This is a genomic window from Stieleria sedimenti (genome assembly GCF_025060895.1).
In the GTDB taxonomy this organism is placed as follows: Bacteria; Planctomycetota; Planctomycetia; order Pirellulales; family Pirellulaceae; genus Stieleria; species Stieleria sedimenti.
Genome location: NZ_JANZKV010000169.1, coordinates 1 through 17,620, shown reverse-complemented (window position 1 = coordinate 17,620; position 17,620 = coordinate 1). Strand labels below are relative to the sequence as shown.

The following is a 17,620-nucleotide window of genomic DNA, read 5'->3' as shown; positions in this document are numbered from 1 at the left end:
CCGGCGAGCAAAGCTCATGTTCGACGTCGCGTTTTTGGTTCGGAGCCGACTGGAGTCTTCATGAAACACCACATCGAGAACCCAGTGCATGCTCTCAATCCCCCAATGCTTACGAGCACAATTTGAAAATTCACGCACCCTTGCCGGTCGACTTGATATGTAATATCGGACATCGCTTGATTGCTTGTCGCCACGAGTGGTGCATGTATTCGCTTGGCAAATACTTTTGGCTCCCTTCCATTGGTCGGTCAGTTCGCGGAGCGCTTCGGGAATCGGGCAAGTCGCATAGAAGCGTTCTTCGTCTCGCCCGGCCTGCTTTCCAAGCGTGGTGATGGTTCGGACACCGTGGTCTTTGAGCCCTTCGTTGTGGGCCATCTCAAAGTAGTCAGCGATGGCTGCGCAAAGCTTGGGATGGTTGTCCTTGACTGCGAACACATAGTCGCCACCTTCCTCAATGATCTTTTCAGCAATCGACTTTTGGCATCCCATGGCATCGAGCGTCACGATCGAATTGCGCACGTCGATCAGATCGAGCAATTCGGGAATCGCCGTGATTTCGTTGGACTTGGAGTCGACCTCGGTTTGTCCGAGCGTGACACCATGCTCAGTCGCCCAGGCACTGACGATGTGAATCGCATTGGATTTTTCCGCATCGGTATAGGATCCTCGCACCGTCTTGCCATCGATCGCCACGTGGATGGGACCTGTGTGATTTTTGGAATCGCTATCGGAAGATGCACGGGCAAGTTCACAAAGGTGCGAGTGCCACTGCAGAAGCGCCTTTTGAAACTCCGCGGGCTTTATCAACGACAGCACTCGCGTGATGGTGTCGTGAGAAGGGATTCCAGCTTCAAAGTCAGCGAACTTGGAGAGCCAGTCGAGTTTCTCTCCACCGAAGCTTTCGATCTCATCGGGACCGTCCGCGCCTGCGATGACCGCCGCCACAACCAAGAATAGAATCGAGTTAAGCCGATGGATCGTCCGCCCAGCAACTCGCGGGTCGCTGACCTGATCAAAACACTCGTGAAACACATCAATTTGGGAAGCCATTGCCATCTCCATGCCAGGGCAGTGAAAAACCAGTCCGGCTGAATTTATTGGCAGAGGGGTTCACCAAGGCAAGACATCAACGAATACTGAAACCAGATTTTGATGCGATCGTCGTGCTCACAATGTGATGCTTGACGGCGACGGCGAACCTCATGTTCGGCGTCAATTAGAACTCCACTTTAACGACAATTAGAATTCCTTTCCGGATGTCATTCCTGCGAGGCTTGTGCCTTTGGCTTTGAGCCATCCGAAGGCACTTCGCAATCGCGTTTTCCTTTGGCTTCCGCCAGGCGATAACTGTCGATGTTCAGTTCGATGATCACCGAGTGATGTATCAACCGATCGATCGCCGCTGCTGTGGTCATTGGATCCTTGAAGATCTGTTCCCACTTCGAGAATGGTAGGTTGCTGCTCAACAGCACGCTGCCTCGTTCGTAGCGTTCCGAGAGAAGAGTGAACAACACTTCCATCTCCTCGCGACTCTGTTGCACGTACCCCAAATCGTCCACGATCAAGGCCTCGAATTTGCTCAGTTTCTTGATCAGACGCTCCATCCGTAGATCGCGTTTGGCGCGTAACAGATCTTGGACCAACATCTGACAAGTTGTGAAGTAGACCGATCGGCCACGACGTACCAGTTGATCTCCCAACGCCGAAAGCAAATTCGTTTTCCCCGAACCAGGTTTCCCGAAAATCAACAAGTTGTCCTGACGATCCAAGAAGCTGCCGCTGCGAAGCACTTCGAACTGTTGGGTCACATGCAACGGTAAGCGTGACCACTGAAATTGCTCCCACGTCTTGCCCGGTAGTAAATGAGCTTCTTTCATCAATCGCAGGATCCGATTCTCTTTCCGCGATGTGCATTCTTTCGAAGCCAACTCCGACAAGAACTGCAGATGAGTCCAGTGGTCCCTGGCCGCCAGTTCGGCTGTCTCGACGTGGAGGTCGCGGATCGTCGGTAGACGCAGTTCCTTGAGTTGTTCGGGAAGCTGGGAGATGCTCGTCGTAGCTGCTGAAGGCGACGTCGAGTCCTGCGTTTCCGAGGACGCTCGCTTGCGGCGCCCGCTCGGTTTGCTCGGTGCGGTCTTGTTGGTCATCGTACACATCCTTGTGTGAAAGTAATGAATCATACGCATCCAAATCCGGCGACTCGACGTTCACTTCAGTCGGGCTTGGGACTTGCTGTTTACTGGCAATCATGCCAAGTACCTTGGCCGCCAATGGCGGCTCTCCCTGCAGCAGCAGGAAACGCAAAATGTCGTCAACCGTTTCCAAACCCTCATGTTTGGCGGCGTGCAGGATTTCGAGGTATTGCTTGACCGCAGACGCTTCGGTCGTGTGTCGTGTGTTTTAAGATCGCGTCATAGGCCATTCGAAAACGCGTCGTGGGATAGAGGTGGTGTTGGTATTTGTAGTTCGTGAATGCACCCGGCTTGCGTTTCAGTGAATCAATCACATGACGAAAATCAATCGCTTCCTTATCGCGTCCGTAGAGCCTCGGCATGACTTCCCTGCGCTCACCTGAGTACCACAGCTAGACATGATCTTGATGAATCTGAATTTCAACCGCCAAGCCGATGTACTTGCTGCTGACCGAGTACGAATTGCGTTTGATCCGCAAGACACAATCCGACTTGACATTCCGATCGAGAGTCGTGTAGGTCGCAACGCGTTGCGCGGGCAGTGAGCGAAACTGAGCGACTTCCTCAAGCAACTTCACGTCGCGTTTGAAATTGCGTTGCCCAACCACTTCGAGCAAGAAATCTCGGTACTGCGAGTGATCGCCAAAGTCACGATTCCCACGAAGCCGAAGCGATTGATCAATCGCCGTTTTGATATGCCCATTGGAGGATTCCACGTCACCGTTTTCTTGCGGCTTGCGAACGTTGATGCGATGGCCTTGGAGTCCATAGTGACTAAGTAGGTTTTGATATTGCTTGGCAAATTCCTTGTCGCTTGAGAGGTTGTTGACTGCGGCTGAAAGACTATCGCTACGCACACGCTTTGGAACACCTCCGGCAAGATGCAACGCGTCCTGTAGGCCGGTCGCTAAGGCTTCAAAAGATTCCGAATGGCAGATGTGAACATGCTCCCAATTGGAATACGTCAGCACGGCATGGAATAGCTTGTGGTCAAATTGTTTCCCGGCGATCGTGACCTTCAAACAGTTCAAGTCGACAAAGTCGAATGCGACCACGTCACCGGGATGATGGATCTGCGGAAAGATCACCTCCTTGTTGACGTCATTTTGCAACTTCCAGTTCTGGACACGCCGTTCCAAGGTGCGCCGGATCGAATCCGGAACGATGGTGTCGTCGTCTGCCGAGTTGTACTTCTGCTGCAGCCACTGCAGCAGTGCGTAAGGCTTCAGCCGGTGGTCATTTTCGAGCCGCTCTTGAACCTCGGGCCAAAACTGCTCCAGCGGGTCGTTGCGGGTGCGATACGTACGTTGGGGTCGTTCGATCTGGCTCGGCAAGACGTTCGAGTCTCGGTACTTCCTGACGGTCTTTTCGCTCATCGTTAGCATCCTTGCTGTATCCGCTACCGAACTTCCATCGCGTAGCAGGGTGAGCATCTCGCTCACCTTTTGATCCTTGATCATCGCAAGCCTCCTAATTGAAAGAGCTTGCGTTAGCCTGCCGTAAATCCCGAGGCCAGGGAATTCTAATTGTCGCGGAATTCAAGTCAGCGAAATGCTAGCAAACACCGCTTTGTGTCACTCATCAGCGCCACCAGAGACTTCCAAGCAGGTCCTTTTAGTTGTCGCGGAGCGGGCTTTCTAATTGACGCCTTACAGAACCTTAACGATAGGACTCTAAAAGGCAGTCTCGTGAACAAGGATCTACTCCTCTAAAAAGGCGCTGTCACCTTTGGCAATGACTACACAAGTTATGGCGGCAAAAACGCTGAAGGTGATTGGTGGGTAGGAGATGACCGTCAGCAGGACTGCGACGATCGCCCAGCCAACAGCAATCCACCGGTAGAACGCCCAGAAGTTGCCGCTCTTGGCAAAAAAGACGAGCGAAGAAATCGCAGCCCAGCATGGGTAGAAGAACTCGAGTGTTCTACCGAAGTCTGGATGACATAGGATCCGTAAGGCAACCATGCAGACGAAAGTGCCTATCAGATGACCGGTCCAAATCGACCACAGCTCCCGTCGTGCCTGTTGACCTGCGCGACTGACGCGTCCGCTTGCTAGAAACGTTGCAAAAAGTGGTCCGTAGCCGGCAAAGACTAGCAACCAGATCCATCCTTCGTGCGCTTCGGTTTGAAGAAGCCACCAAACTCCAATCCCGCTCAATAGCAGTACAGGAGCTATCACCATCCACAACAAGCTGCGAAGCCCGGGAAAATGTTGGTTCCAGTGAGGACGGCAGCGCCAAGATGATAAGTCGTCAGCGAGATCCGCAGCCGACGAATACCGCTCCGCGGGATCCGGTGCCACGCATTTCGCAATAATACGTGAAAGCGCCAGTGGAATTGTGGGGCCTGCATCTGCTTTGAATTCGAGATTCCCGTTGGCGACGTCCGCTAGGTGCTGCCGCGCATCACGACGCTCATTGCACGGAGAACATCCAGTAAGTGCAGACCATAGCGTGGCACCAATGGAATAAATGTCAGAAGCAACGGATCGGACCGCGGCAAATTCATCGGGCGATTCACCTCGCAGTGCGGCCCTGGCCAGTTCAGGCGCCATGTACGCGGGCGTCCCGACAACACCCCGTAATACGTCGCTCGAATATCTCGCGTCGAAGTCGGCGAGCCCAAAGTCGCTGATCATCGGGCGATCGGTTTCGCTTTCCACCAAAATGTTGTGAGGCTTGATGTCGCCGTGAATGATGCCGTGACGGTGAACTGCGTCGATAGCGTGGGCAATCGCTTCTACGTATCTCACAGCACGTTCCGGAGCGACTCCGCCCTCGTGAGCAAGTGCGCGTAAACTCTCCCCTTCGACCAACTGCATGGAAAACCAAGGCTGGTCCTCTATCTCTCCAACTTCGTAGATCGGGACGATGTGTTCATGGGCGACTCGGGCTGCCAACTTCGATTCTTGCTGAAATCGCAACTGCATCAATTTGACTGTGTCGCTAGACATCCCTGCTAGGCAATCACGACGAACAACCTTGATCGCATCGTGTCGCTGAGTCTTCCTGTTGAAAGCGCGATAAACGATCCCCATTCCACCGCGACCTATTTCAGTTAACGCTTCGTAGTGAGGTAGCAATGGCGGCTCATCGACCGCGGATACAGCTGATCGAATGGGCGCAGCCAACAGATCAATCTTCCGGTACGCGTCCCCGTGTTCTTTGCTGAGAATAGACGCCGTATCCGAACCAGTGTTTACCCTTTCGGATTCCATTGCTCGTTCGAACTCAGCAAGCTCGTCGTCGGCAAGTGGTGACTCGGTGCCGTCTTTCCGGGTATCGGCCTCATTCATCGCACTTCCCCATTCGACGAATGAGATTCTGTCTTCCCCTATGAAGCAGTCCTGCGGTGGCGGGCTCAGATAGGCCAAGGGACGCTGCAACCTCTTTTAGAGAAAAACCTTGAAGATGTTTCATGATGACTGCCCGCCTTTGGTTGTCAGGTAGTTCTTGGAGCGACGAGAGCATCGTCGCGATCTGTTCATTGCGAGAAGCCAGCCGGCTCGGGGATGTCTCATCTCCGGCCAACACTTGTTCCAGACGCGCAAAGGACTCTTCAAGTTCAGACTCTCGGACTCTTCGGCTGACATCGCATTTTTGTGTTTTTAGATGTTTGACAGCGTCGAGCATGTTGTTCTGGAGCGATTTTCGCAGCCAGCCGAAAAACGGTCCATCGTCCAGCGGCTCGAGAACACTCGCGCCGGTGTGCGCCTCCAGGAGCGTTTGCTGCACAAGATCCGATGCTTCAATATCACCTCTATAGGCGGGAGAAATCATTGCCTCGGCAAGTGTTACAAGCACGGGACGATATCGCTCCAACGCCAACTCCAACTCATTCTTTTCTTCGTTTTCTGGTTGATCCATGAAGGCTTCCTAGTCCTAAAAGCGATGTTCCAAAGCCGATGGTGCGCAGCATTCGCGATAATTCTGTCTTTTTCGCGCATCGCTTGGGCGTTGACCTCGCTTTTTGTGTTGGGAACTAGCTTATCACGCCTGACAGGATTTCCGTGCAAATGAAGCAACTGAATTTTGGCCACAATGTCACGCTGAATCCGCGTTCGATGTACGCTCCCAAGAGCGAGCAAGAGGTGATCAAGATCCTTGACGAGAACAAGGGAAGACGTATTCGCTGCATTGGCCGGCTTCATTCTTGGAGCAAAACATTGCAGTGCGACGATGTGCTGTTGGACCTGCGGTACTTGAATGATGTTCAACTGACCGCCGCTGGCAATTCGACAGTTGCGCGGGCGGGCGGGGGATGCCAGATCAAGCATCTTCTGGCGGAATTGGAGAAGCAGAGTTGGACGTTGCCATCGGTGGGGTTCATTACGGAGCAGACAGTGGCCGGTGCGATTTCCACCGGCACGCATGGTTCCGGGCGCCATTCGCTTTCACATTACGTAACGAGCATCCGAGTCGCCAGGTACGACCGCCACAGCGGTAAGGCGGTCGTCGAAGAAATTGCATCCGGCGACGAGCTTCGCGCCGCACGATGCTCATTGGGCTGTGTGGGCGTTATCCTCAGCGTCACGATGAAATGTCGCCCGATGTATCGCGTCGAGGAGCATTTCCGCGAATATGAGAATCTGAGCAAGGTCTTGGACGCAGAGAAAGATTACTCATTGCAGCAATTTTTCCTTGTACCCTGGCGTTGGACTTACATCGTTCAACATCGTCGCGAGGTGGACGCCCCAAAATCACCGACTTCATTCCTGTATATGTGGTATCGCTTCTTTACCCTCGACATCGCAATGCACGTGTTGATCCTTTTGACCGTCCGAATCGTTCGCATTCACGCTGCCGTACGAACTCTGTTTCGCCGGGTGCTGCCGATATTTGTGATCCGCAACCGTCGGTTCATTGCTGATTCAACGACACAATTGGTCATGGAGCACGAACTCTTCCGACATGTGGAAATCGAATTGTTCGTGCAACGTGACCGATTGGTCGCGGCGCTCGAGTTCCTTCGGCATGCACTCTGTGCGATGGGGGATAGAACAAAGCAGCCTAGCGAGACGTTTCTGGCTCAACTCGAAAAGACAAGTTGCGAAGAATTCAATCAACTACGTGGTGCTTATTGCCACCACTACCCTATTTGCGTCCGAAAGATCCTTCCGGATGACACACTGATATCAATGGCCAGCAATGCGCAAGGCTTAACAGAGCTTGGCAATTGCGAAACGCCTGATGGTGGATCGGACCATGCCTGGTACTCGATCACACTGACCAACTATCATCGTGGATCGAATCGAAAGCCATTCGACGAACTTGCGTCGTTCCTCGCGACGAACATGGCTCGGTTGTTTGGAGCTCGTCCTCACTGGGGGAAACTTTGCCCTCTACCGCCCGAGGAACTTCAAGACCTCTATCCCGCTCTGGATCGATTCTGCGAAGTCTGCGTTAGTGCCGATCCAAATGGTGCATTTAGTAATCAATGGACTGAATCGTTATTCCAAATCCAGTCGAATCACGTAGAAATTAAGAGCCTCAAATGAAGATCTTCAGACAGTGCATCATAGCAATCGGAATCGCGGTCTCCTTGGCCTCAAGTGCATATGCGGATCGACTTTGGGAGGGGTACATTCACTTGGTTGATAGTCGTATAAAATTGCCGTTTGCGGACTATGGGCACAGCGATTTGAGCGCCCTTAAGCATCTCGAAATCAAGACGGGTCGCGTCGGCAAATTTCATCAAGCAGGATTCGCATTTGTGCCTGACGATGACGATCCATTCCAGGTAACGTTCAACGGAAAAATTCGTGTCTTTGTTGACGGCTGGTCAGCAGAGACTCGGAAACTACGGTTGGTGCGGAAAACTCGGTACTCGAATACTTGGAAGGTACATCCAGGCGACGTCAAGCAGGTTGTTGAATCAAGCAAGGCGTCGAAGGAGAAGTAGTCGGAACGGTTCCGCTGATTTGTGTATCGCGTAACTCTCTAGGACATGGAACAACAAATTTGATACCACAGGAACACGAAGCCACACTGCCGTCCTGAGTCGTCGTGACCAAACGCGTCTCGCCACTTTGTCGCAGTTGAGCCTTTCCATCGAGCAACGAATGCGTTAGGGGGCGAACACAGCCGTTAGCGATCACGGCATTGGCTTCCGTAGCACGCGGCGGGTGCATCGACCGACGCGAGTTCGGCCAACTGCTTTGCTGCAGTCTTCATGACATCCTGGCCCCACATCTACGGAAATTGCATCGAACCTACTTCGATGCGATCTCTCGCAGCAGCCAAGTTCGAGTGCGGGCCCAGAATCGATCGGCGGTGGACTTGGTGCACGACGGACCGTTTAGGGGGGTTGCCTGTGCCTCGGAAATGGCGCATTCTCTGATGCTGGTAGATGAGTTTTCCGGCGGATTCAGTGATCAATGCTTCGCGCATCCCAATCGTCTCTTTACTGCTTTTGGAGCGCGAAGGTTTTGGAAGTGTTGCAAACACTGAAGTCGCAAGTCTTTTTATCGCTGTCGACCGCTCAACCAGCTGGCGTCGGCTTTCCGTCTGCATCGAGAGGATTCCATCGGTCATGAAAAACACACTTGCACTACTTTTCGCGAGTTGTATCGCGATTTCGACGCACGTTGCTGTCGCTGAAGAATACAACGCTATCGGCGTCGTCAAGTTCTCAAATCTGCAAGAGTTGCTGTCAGAAGTGACAACCTTGCCGGAAGGCGAGCCTGAGTTCAGTGCGATCGTTCCGTTGAAAGCGAAGCAATTCAGCGACTTCAACGGTCGCGCCCTCCAGACAGGCTCGATCACGCCAACGTCCCTGGCTCGTCCCGCTGAACCGGCTGATCTTGATGAGTTGCAAGATAGCTTGGATCGCGTCGGGCAATCGATTGACTTCGAGGCCTTTGATGTGATTCTGACCTTCACCGGTGTGCAGGGCCCCAACCGGCAATTCGGCAAACGTCCGCTACAAGTTCTTCGGGGGAGAGGCGGGCAAGTGTTTACGACTTGGGTTGCCCGTTTCTACGTTTTTCTCGATCTGGAAACGGGTCACGCGATTCTGTCTGGTGATGGTGACTTTACAGTCGTCGGCGGAACGGGCCAGAACGCGGAAGCGAGCGGTGAATTCTTGACGATATTCATTACCGATCCACTCCCCCTCACTGCAGATAGCGCCGAAGCAGCGTACTGGCAGGTCGGTGAAATCAACCGCTAGGAGAGTTAGAGAGAGCGTGCTGCAATCTCTCTGCGGTTGAACGCGATCTCTCCGCGCGAAGTGGAAGGAGGTTTCAACCGCAGAGTGTGGCTAGCCAGAGTGTTGCGGATCGGATCATCACCAGTCCACACCGAAACTCTCTTCCCATTCCCAAGCCTTCGTTTGAAGGGAAGATCAGCCCGACTCCCACTGAATCGGTGAAGGACTTTTCTGCTGAGGTCAAGATGAGGTCAAAGCGCCCGCGGAGGCTCCCAACGTGCTCATCGTTCTCACCGACCATGTCGGATTTGGTGCCAACAGCACCGTCGACCGGAAAGGGCTTGCGCCGGGGATAGGCTTGGTTTTCGGTTTTCAGGTCTTCTCATCTCACATATGATGACCAGAGCAGAATGATCAATGGAAAGAATGCGGCCATAGCAAGCCCCAACATTGCAACCCCCAAGCTGCGTGAGGTTGCATCGACCGCTGTGAGTTCGCTGGATTTCTCCGCTGCAGACTTCTCGGATTCTTGGGCTCGATTTTTAAAGAACCGCAGCCAAGTCCCCGATCCGCTTTGGTGTGAACACCGAAGCGTCGGCGCGAATCGTCCTGGGGGACCAACTGCTGGAACGCGACGTTGGGGTGATCATACCGAGTTGAAGCTCGGCGGTCCGCTGCTTCGCGGCGCGTATCGAGAGTAACTGTACCGATGCCCGTCGGGGGCCGTAGGGAATTTGCAGCCGGCTCGAACGGTTCGAACTCGTCTGCGTTTGTCTCGTCTCCGTGTGTCTCGTCTGCTTTCCGGAGGGTTTCGCGATGGCTGGTGACTTGTCGGGTGAACCATCGGAATCCGCGGCAACCCGATGGGGAGATTCCGGTGACGTTTCCCCCGTCAACGCCGTGTTGGTGCGACCGGTACTGCGACGCGAACTCGTCGCCGTCACTCTCTGGACGTTGATGGCGGATCTGCTGATCTTTCGCGCCCACGGATTCAGCGGACCTGGTGTCTTCTTTGGGTTGGTGCCGTTGCTGTTGTTGATTGGTTGCGATTATGCCATGCAATGATACTGATCCGCGCGGACCGTCGCAGTTGTGTGAGGGTGCCGATTCAGCGCACGATGTCGTCTTGGTCGCAGCGGTCGATCGCGTGGGCGCTGGCCAACAGGAAAAATCGGGTCGCCTCGACGATCGCTTCAGCGCTGATGCCGCCTCGGATCGGGATGTGATAGTCAAACACGATGGACTCACGTTCGTTGACGTGCGCCCGGACCGTCGAGATGTCGTTGTTGACGCGATTGACGAATTCCAGCTTCGCGGCGCGATCGATTTCTTCCTTGACGCCCACGAAGGTCATCAGCATCAGTCGCTCGTTCTCGGCCGTTTGCATCACGTAGCAGGAAACGCCGCGGGTCACGACCAGGTCGCCGTCGTTGTCACGGCGGACTTCCAGATCCGTGGGCTCAAAGATGGCGTCCAATAATTCTGCGGTCAGGTCGCTCGGTCGCAGTACTTCGTTGATAGACATGTCATTTCCAGCAGCAGGATTGATGCGTTCGGCTTGGGGCGTGTCAGGTGAACCCACGTCCCACCCCCAACCAAAACGGTAACGCCAACGCCTGTCAATGCCAAAAAAACAGGCTCGCTGTTTCCAGCGAGCCTGTTTCGTTTCTTGTCAGTGGTGCGGCAACGGATCGTCACCGTGCCTGGAGCAATACTCAGCCCGAGATCTTGGCGACCAGATCGAGAACCTTGTTGGAGTAACCCCATTCGTTGTCGTACCAGGAGACGACTTTGACGAAGGTGTCATCCAATTGGATTCCGGCGCCGGCGTCGAAGACCGAGGTGCGGGCTTCGCCGCGGAAATCGGTCGAGACGACTTTTTCGTCGGTGTAGCCGAGGATGCCCTTCATGCTGCCTTCGGCCGTTTCTTTCATCTTGGCGCAGATTGCTTCGTAGCTGGCACCCTTTTCCAGTTCGACGGTCAGGTCGACGACGGACACGTCCGACGTGGGAACGCGGAACGCCATGCCGGTCAGCTTGCCGTTGAGTTCCGGGATCACCTTGCCGACCGCTTTGGCCGCACCGGTGCTGGAGGGGATGATGTTTTCCAAGATCCCACGTCCGCCTCGCCAATCCTTCTTGGAAGGACCATCGACGGTCTTTTGCGTCGCGGTGGCCGCGTGCACGGTGGTCATCAAACCGCGTTTGATTCCGTAGTTGTCGTGCAAGACCTTGGCGATCGGGGCCAAGCAGTTGGTCGTGCACGAAGCGTTGGAGACAAACGTCTCACCGTTGTAGGTGTCATCGTTGACGCCCATCACGAACATCCGTGTGTCGTCTTTGGAGGGAGCCGACATGACGACTTTCTTGGCGCCGGCATCGATGTGACCTTGGGCGCCTTCGGCGGTCAAGAAGATCCCCGTCGACTCGACCACGACGTCCACGCCGATGTCGCCCCAAGCCAGCTTGCTGGGGTCGGTTTCCGACGTCGCACGGACGGTCTTGCCGTTGACGATCAGATTGCTGCCGTCGACCGCGACTTCGCCCTTGAAGGGGCCGTGCACGGAATCGTACTTCAGCATGTAGGCCAGATAATCGGTGTCCAGCAAGTCGTTGATGCCGACCACTTCGATGTCGTCTCGGCCGACAGAAGCGCGGAAGACCAATCGTCCGATTCGACCAAAACCATTAATTCCAACTTTGATAGCCACTGTTCGTTTTTCTCCTCATTGGGGTAGACTCAGCCAATTCGCTGGCCGGCATCGGATAAAGGTTCGATGAGTCAGCGGGAGCCCATTCTCACTCGCTTGGAGAAGCTGCGAATCGCTGCGATGAGCTGCAGTTGTGGCGCTGATCATGACGCCGGGATTATAGGAACACAAATCCGTTTTGAACCAGCCCCCGCATTCCCCCCGTCCCCCGGACTGGCTGCGCCCGCCCGGCGTTGCCACGGGAACTTGGCAATACGTCCATCAGCGGACGATCGCACGCCACTACGACGACTTTGTGGCGGATACGCCGCTCTGTGAACTCGATCGGCGCTACGTCCTTGAAACGCTGGACACCGTTTCCCCCCGCCGGTCCACAGAGCGTGCCGCAGAATCCCACGATTCCCGACCCGTGATCCTCGATCTCGGAGCCGGTACCGGTCGGTTGGCCGATCCCGTCCGTCAACTCGGGTACGACGTCCTGGCCGTCGACCTCAGTCAATCCATGCTGGAAACGTTGGTCGAGTGGTACGTTGGTCGAGCGGCGTCGCAAACCCCCGCGGCCGGAACGATCCTGCCGGTGCGCGCCAATTTGGTACAGCTCGACGCGATCGCCGACTCCATCGCCGATCACGCGATCTGCATGTTCAGCACGATCGGCATGATTCAAGGCCGAGCTAATCGCGTTCGCTTTCTGTGCCATATCGCACGCGCCGTTCGCCCCGGCGGCTGCCTGATCCTTCATGCCCACCGTCGCTGGGCGGCGTTGCGTGAAGCAGGCGGAATGCGGCGTCTGATGCGCAGTTGGATCCAATCGTTTCGAAGTGACGCGGAATTCGGCGACGCAACCTATGCCTACCGCGGGCTCGACAAAATGTTCATGCACCGCTTCAGTGAGCGCGAAATCAAATCGGAATTAAAAACTGCCGGCTGGACGGTCGAGCGGATCGACCGCGTGGGACTCGACGGCAGCGAGCTGGCGAGGTCGGCTTGGCAGGCGAGCGGACTGTTCTTGGTGTGTCGGCGGTAAACGGGGCCGGCGGATGTCGGTGGGGTAAGAAAATTTTGGAGGTAAGAAAATTTTTCCCAACACAACCCGCGCTCCGAAAATCTTCCTACCTCCAAAATCTTCCTACCTCTACGGCGATTCGATCCGGGATCGGACCAGCGACATGATCTGCTGAAGCACTTCTTCGGGCAGCATGCCGTCGGTGTTGACGACCACGGCATCTTCGGCGGCGCGAAGTCGCCCGACGTCGCGCATTCGGTCTTCCAGGTCGCGCTGGTTTTGCGCCGCCAGGACATCTTCCAGCGAGACGTAGCGTCCCGAATCGGCCAATTGCCGCATCCGTCGTTTGGCGCGTTCGACCGGTGATGCCGTCAAGAAGACTTTGCACTCGGCGTGTGGAAACACTTCGGCGCCCTGATCGCGTCCCTCGGTGACGATGTCGCGTCCCTCGGCAATGTCCCGTTGGATCTGTGACAGTTGTGTGCGGACGGCGGGGACGTCGGCCAAGTAGCGAATCGACTGGGTGACTTCGGGGGTGCGAATCAAATCCGAAACATCTTTCCCGTCGAGACGGACGGTGCGATCCTGCCACGACAAATTGAGGGAAGCGACGAATTCGGACAGTCGTTCGGCGTCTTGTAAATCGATGTGGGCGCCGATCGCGGCCAGCGTTGCAGCTCGATAGAGCGCGCCGGTGTCCAAAAATTCGAACGCCAGTTGTGCCGCAACTTGGTGCGCGATACTGCTTTTGCCGGCGCCGGCGGGGCCATCGATGGTGACGATCAACGTTAAAACATCCTGCAATTGACGAAGTACGATCACCGCCTATGGTGATGCCGCGACCAACGTTGTGCAATTGGGAGGAACATCGAATCCCCACAACGCTCAGGCTCCTCGCCCCCCACTCCCGTCGTTTTTGCCCCCACACCTGCCGTTATTCATTGTGCGAGACTACCTGAAGCTCCACTTCGTCGTCTTGATCTGGGGCTTCACCGCGGTGTTGGGGAAGCTGATCGAATTGAGTGCGACCCAAGTCGTGCTGTACCGCAGCGCGGCCGCGGCCGCGATCCTGTTCGCCCTGCTGCCGCGTCGCGCGGCGGTTTCAAAACGGCTTGCCGTGGCCTTGATCGTCAACGGGATGCTGGTCGGCGCCCATTGGATTTTGTTCTTCCTGGCGGTCAAAATTGCCAACGTTTCGATTTGCATGATCGGCATGGCCACCACATCGTTTTGGACGGCACTGCTGGAACCGATTCTGGTTCGAAAGGTCCGTTTTCAGTGGGGGAACCTGCTGTTGGGCTGTGTCGTGATTGCGGCGGTTTACTGGATCTACCGCACGGAGACGCGATTTCACTACGGGCTGTTGGTGGCGTTGGTGGGGGCGGTCGTGGCCACGCTGTTTTCGATCATCAACGGGCTGTTCGCGGGCAAAGTCCATCCGCAATCCGTTGTCATGTACGAAATGGCCGGCGCCGCCGTGTTCTGCAGCTTGGCGTTGGTCACGGCCAACGCCTGGGGGTTCCCGCTTGATTCGGACCGCTACTTGCCGACGGCCCTGGAATGGCTCTGGCTGGCGATACTCGTGCTGGCAGGCACGGTCCTGGCCTACCAGATCTACGTCGAACTGTTGGATCGACTTTCCGTGTTCACGATCAACTTTGCCAACAACCTGGAACCCGTCTACGGCATCTCGCTGGGGGCGTTGTGCTTTGGCGATCACGAACTGCTGGGAAACAGTTTCTACGTCGGCACGCTGGTGATCCTGGCGGCGGTGATCGTCCAGCCCTGGCTCATGAAAGCCGAACGCATGCCCGGGGCGGAGTGATCCGATAAAATGAACGGCCCGTGAGAAAGGCACCGGCATCGCCGACGGTTGTGCAGCCTTCGTTGCTGTGCAGCCTTGAGACGCCCCGGAACGCGTTTCAAGCGTTCCGCAATGCCGGGCAGAGCGGCTGAAGCCTGGACACCAACACCTCCCGATGAACTCCTGTAGGTACGTCGATGTTTGATCCCGCCGACATGCTCGTCTGGCCCCGACGACGGCCGAACCGCCTGTTGTTGGTCGCCTTCCTATTGACGGCATCTGCCGTCGCGACAGGACGCTGCGCTGCCGACGACCGGACGATCCAGCTGACGGTCGTCGATTCCGACACGGGCGCGCCCCTGGCCGCGCGGTTGTACCTGCAATCGGACGACGGCGTCCCGTTTTATTTTCGGTCCGATGACCCGACCGGTTCGGCGGTGCGATACGAAACACAGAATTGGATCAACAAGCAATCCGTCGAATACCACACCACCGTCTCGGCACACCGCTGCTCGGCGACGGTTCCCGAAGGCGAGTACCGCTTGATCGTCCGGCGTGGCAAGACTTACTTTCCACATCGACAGACGCTGACGGTCGGAGCGGACGACCTTGATCTGACGGTGCGTTTGAAACGTTGGAATGATCCGCAAACGCGCGGTTGGTATTCCGGAGACACGCACCTGCACCGCACGATCGATGAACTGAAAAATGTGATCGTCGCGGAGGACTTGAATGTCGCATTGCCACTGACGAACTGGGTGACGATCGCCGACCAGGCACCGCGTGCGGGAAACAAAAACCTGACTGAAATCCCCGATGGGCTGGTCGTCGTCGATCCGACGCACGTGATTTGGCCGCGCAATACCGAATACGAAATCTTCACCGTCGCCGGAAAGCGACACACCCTCGGTGCGTTGTTCATGCTCGGACATCGAAACGGGCTGGAGACAGGCGTGCCCCCATGGCGACCGGTCGTCGAATCGGTCCGTTCCAGTGACCCGGGCGTTTTGTTCGACATGGACAAATTGGATTGGCCGTTCGCGATGGTGTTGCCGACGATCGTGCCCGATGCATTGAATGAGTTGTCCAACAACCACGTTTGGCGCACGGAGTTCGCCTTTCGGAAATGGAATACACCGGCACCCCCGTACATGCAGCCTCCTTGGGGCGCAAGCGAAGGCGGACATCGTCAGTGGATCGACTACACCTTGGGCATGTACTACACGCTGCTCAATTGTGGTTTTCGCATGCCGCCGTCGGCCGGAACCGCCAACGGAGTGCATCCGGTTCCGGCGGGGTTCGGTCGCGTTTACGTGCACCAGCCAGACGGATTTGAATTCGAAGGCTGGATGCGGGGATTGCAGGCGGGGCGGTCGTTTGTCACGACGGGGCCGATGCTGTACACACACGCCGCGGGGCAAGATCCCGGACACGTTTTCCGATTCAGCGAACCGCAAACGATTCCGCTCGCGATCGATATCCTGTCCCAAACCAATTTGTCTTACGGGGAACTGCTAATCAACGGTCGCCCGGAATCGCTGCTTCGGCCGCAAAATCAGGTCACGTCCGATGGAGCCTTTCGATCGGCATTTTCCATCGACGTGTTGCCCCAACGATCGGGATGGTTCGCGGTCCGGTTTTGGGAACCCCGCGACGACGGGCAGTCGCGGTTCGTCCACTCGGCACCCTGGTACGTCGAGATCGGTGATGCCCCCGTTTGCCCGATGGCCCATGAGAAACGTTACCTGATCTCTCGGGTCGAAAACGAAATGCGACGCAGCCGCGGCATCGTCCCCGATGCCGCGATGCAAGAATACGAGCGGGCGCTGGCATTCTATCAAGGACTGGACGTGTACGACGATACGGCCGACGTGGCGGCCGAGGCGAGACAGTCCGAAGGACAACCGCTCGAACGTTGGCTGGACAACATGATCCTCGATCACCGCTTTGACGTCGATGAAGTCAGGCGGGCGACCGGACTGTCAACCGCTGAGGCCATCACCGCGATGGAACGGCGTGCCGACAAACGGCCCAAATCCGGATTCCGCATCTTACCCTATCCCGGTGGTCGACATCCGCGGATCGGGTTTCTCGACGGAGCGATTCGGCCGCAACGTGAAACGAAGGTCAGCGTGTTCACCCCCTGGGCCGACGGGGGCTACGTCGTCGTGGATGTGCCCGAAGCGGTGTTCTCGAATCTGGGGCTGACCTATTTGGCGCACGAACACATCCCGACAATCTGGCCCGAGCAAGGCGTCGATCTGCCACGCTTGGAATGGTCGCGCGATAGCGACACGTTGAACGTCCAGCGAAAGCTGCCCGGCGGGATCGTGATCGAAAGTCAGGTGACCGAACAAGCCGGTGCAGCCAAGATGGAATTAAAACTGACCAACGGCACCCAGGAAAAACTGACGGGGTTGCGGGTCCAAGTCTGCGTGATGCTCAAGGGGGCCGTCGGATTCAACGTTCAAGAGCGACTTGAGAACGTGACGGCACCACCCTTTGTCGCGATTGGTGCCGAAAATTCAAACCGCTGGATCATCACGGCGTGGCAACCGAACCACCGTGTCTGGACCAACCCGCCGGTGCCCTGCATCCACTCCGACCCGATCTTTCCCGACTGTGAACCCGGCCAGACGGTCACCGTCCGCGGCGGATTGTGGTTTTACGCAGGCGACGACATCCAAGGCGAATTGAAACGGCTGGCCGAATAGAAGTTGCGGCGATGGATTCCGCAATCGTTGGTGTGCAGGCTTT

Annotated in this window: 15 protein-coding genes; 7 read left to right on the top strand and 8 right to left on the bottom strand. The window is 56.1% G+C overall.

The features are described from left to right. From NZK35_RS21320 to NZK35_RS21300, 5 genes are all read right to left on the bottom strand, one after another. Positions 1–1,062, bottom strand: a 1,062-nt coding sequence (locus tag NZK35_RS21320) for an ISAs1 family transposase (RefSeq protein WP_259634547.1), incomplete at its 3' end; no start/stop codon positions are given. Positions 1,063–1,259: 197 nt separating this feature from the next. Continuing rightward, on the bottom strand, positions 1,260–2,147 hold the full coding sequence (gene istB, locus NZK35_RS21315; protein WP_259634546.1) for an IS21-like element helper ATPase IstB: 888 nt from the start codon (positions 2,145–2,147) through the stop codon (positions 1,260–1,262). A 437-nt stretch (positions 2,148–2,584) separates the two neighbouring features. Next, positions 2,585–3,625 (bottom strand): IS21 family transposase, encoded by a 1,041-nt coding sequence (istA, locus tag NZK35_RS21310; protein ID WP_259634549.1) that lies wholly within the window; start codon positions 3,623–3,625, stop codon positions 2,585–2,587. A gap of 267 nt (positions 3,626–3,892) precedes the next feature. Next, complete coding sequence (locus NZK35_RS21305; RefSeq protein WP_259634545.1) at positions 3,893–5,488, bottom strand: serine/threonine-protein kinase; 1,596 nt, start codon at positions 5,486–5,488, stop codon at positions 3,893–3,895. Beyond that, a complete protein-coding gene (locus NZK35_RS21300; RefSeq protein WP_259634544.1) occupies positions 5,481–6,059 on the bottom strand; it encodes a sigma-70 family RNA polymerase sigma factor in 579 nt (192 codons plus the stop codon). The genes NZK35_RS21305 and NZK35_RS21300 overlap by 8 nt, the downstream gene beginning before the upstream one ends. A gap of 149 nt (positions 6,060–6,208) precedes the next feature. On the opposite strand from NZK35_RS21300, the gene NZK35_RS21295 reads away from it, so the two are divergent. The 4 genes from NZK35_RS21295 to NZK35_RS21280 all read left to right on the top strand — a co-directional run bounded on the left by NZK35_RS21295 (position 6,209) and on the right by NZK35_RS21280 (position 10,407). Beyond that, positions 6,209–7,690, top strand: coding sequence for a D-arabinono-1,4-lactone oxidase (locus tag NZK35_RS21295; protein WP_259634543.1), 1,482 nt, complete (start codon positions 6,209–6,211; stop codon positions 7,688–7,690). Beyond that, a complete protein-coding gene (locus NZK35_RS21290) occupies positions 7,687–8,094 on the top strand; it encodes a hypothetical protein (protein WP_259634542.1) in 408 nt (135 codons plus the stop codon). Before NZK35_RS21295 ends, NZK35_RS21290 begins: the two co-directional genes overlap by 4 nt. 447 nt (positions 8,095–8,541) lie before the next feature. Continuing rightward, positions 8,542–9,363, top strand: a complete 822-nt coding sequence (locus NZK35_RS21285) for a hypothetical protein (RefSeq protein ID WP_259634541.1) — start codon at positions 8,542–8,544, stop codon at positions 9,361–9,363. 795 nt (positions 9,364–10,158) lie between these two features. Next, positions 10,159–10,407: a hypothetical protein gene (locus NZK35_RS21280; protein WP_259634540.1), complete on the top strand. Its 249-nt coding sequence runs from the start codon at positions 10,159–10,161 to the stop codon at positions 10,405–10,407. 43 nt (positions 10,408–10,450) lie between these two features. Here the strand turns inward: NZK35_RS21280 and NZK35_RS21275 are convergent, their stop codons facing one another. Both NZK35_RS21275 and gap read right to left on the bottom strand, forming a co-directional pair. Further along, the gene (locus NZK35_RS21275; protein ID WP_259634539.1) at positions 10,451–10,867 is read right to left on the bottom strand and encodes a YbjN domain-containing protein; all 417 of its coding nucleotides are present in this window, start codon (positions 10,865–10,867) and stop codon (positions 10,451–10,453) included. 190 nt (positions 10,868–11,057) lie between these two features. Then, positions 11,058–12,053: a type I glyceraldehyde-3-phosphate dehydrogenase gene (gene gap, locus NZK35_RS21270; RefSeq protein WP_259634538.1), complete on the bottom strand. Its 996-nt coding sequence runs from the start codon at positions 12,051–12,053 to the stop codon at positions 11,058–11,060. A gap of 178 nt (positions 12,054–12,231) precedes the next feature. Here gap and NZK35_RS21265 point away from each other — a divergent pair, with 178 nt between their 5' ends. After that, positions 12,232–13,080 carry a class I SAM-dependent methyltransferase gene (locus NZK35_RS21265; RefSeq protein ID WP_259634537.1) on the top strand — a complete coding sequence of 283 codons (849 nt, stop codon included), beginning with the start codon at positions 12,232–12,234 and terminating at the stop codon, positions 13,078–13,080. A 108-nt stretch (positions 13,081–13,188) separates the two neighbouring features. Here NZK35_RS21265 and cmk read toward each other — a convergent pair whose 3' ends face one another. Next, positions 13,189–13,845 (bottom strand): (d)CMP kinase, encoded by a 657-nt coding sequence (cmk, locus tag NZK35_RS21260; RefSeq protein WP_259634548.1) that lies wholly within the window; start codon positions 13,843–13,845, stop codon positions 13,189–13,191. 157 nt (positions 13,846–14,002) lie between these two features. Here cmk and NZK35_RS21255 point away from each other — a divergent pair, with 157 nt between their 5' ends. Both NZK35_RS21255 and NZK35_RS21250 read left to right on the top strand, forming a co-directional pair. Next, on the top strand, positions 14,003–14,884 hold the full coding sequence (locus NZK35_RS21255; RefSeq protein WP_259634536.1) for a DMT family transporter: 882 nt from the start codon (positions 14,003–14,005) through the stop codon (positions 14,882–14,884). A 176-nt stretch (positions 14,885–15,060) separates the two neighbouring features. Further along, complete coding sequence (locus NZK35_RS21250) at positions 15,061–17,577, top strand: CehA/McbA family metallohydrolase domain-containing protein (protein ID WP_259634535.1); 2,517 nt, start codon at positions 15,061–15,063, stop codon at positions 17,575–17,577. Positions 17,578–17,620 lie beyond the last annotated feature (43 nt).

Coding starts and splice junctions, on each gene's coding strand:
- NZK35_RS21280 (WP_259634540.1), top strand. CDS start 10,159: ATGGCTGGTGACTTGTCGGGTGAACCATCGGAATCCGCGGCAACCCGA.
- NZK35_RS21300 (WP_259634544.1), bottom strand. CDS start 6,059: ATGGATCAACCAGAAAACGAAGAAAAGAATGAGTTGGAGTTGGCGTTG.
- NZK35_RS21275 (WP_259634539.1), bottom strand. CDS start 10,867: ATGTCTATCAACGAAGTACTGCGACCGAGCGACCTGACCGCAGAATTA.
- istA (WP_259634549.1), bottom strand. CDS start 3,625: ATGCTCACCCTGCTACGCGATGGAAGTTCGGTAGCGGATACAGCAAGG.
- NZK35_RS21290 (WP_259634542.1), top strand. CDS start 7,687: ATGAAGATCTTCAGACAGTGCATCATAGCAATCGGAATCGCGGTCTCC.
- NZK35_RS21295 (WP_259634543.1), top strand. CDS start 6,209: ATGAAGCAACTGAATTTTGGCCACAATGTCACGCTGAATCCGCGTTCG.
- NZK35_RS21285 (WP_259634541.1), top strand. CDS start 8,542: ATGAGTTTTCCGGCGGATTCAGTGATCAATGCTTCGCGCATCCCAATC.
- NZK35_RS21305 (WP_259634545.1), bottom strand. CDS start 5,488: ATGAATGAGGCCGATACCCGGAAAGACGGCACCGAGTCACCACTTGCC.
- istB (WP_259634546.1), bottom strand. CDS start 2,147: ATGACCAACAAGACCGCACCGAGCAAACCGAGCGGGCGCCGCAAGCGA.
- NZK35_RS21250 (WP_259634535.1), top strand. CDS start 15,061: ATGTTTGATCCCGCCGACATGCTCGTCTGGCCCCGACGACGGCCGAAC.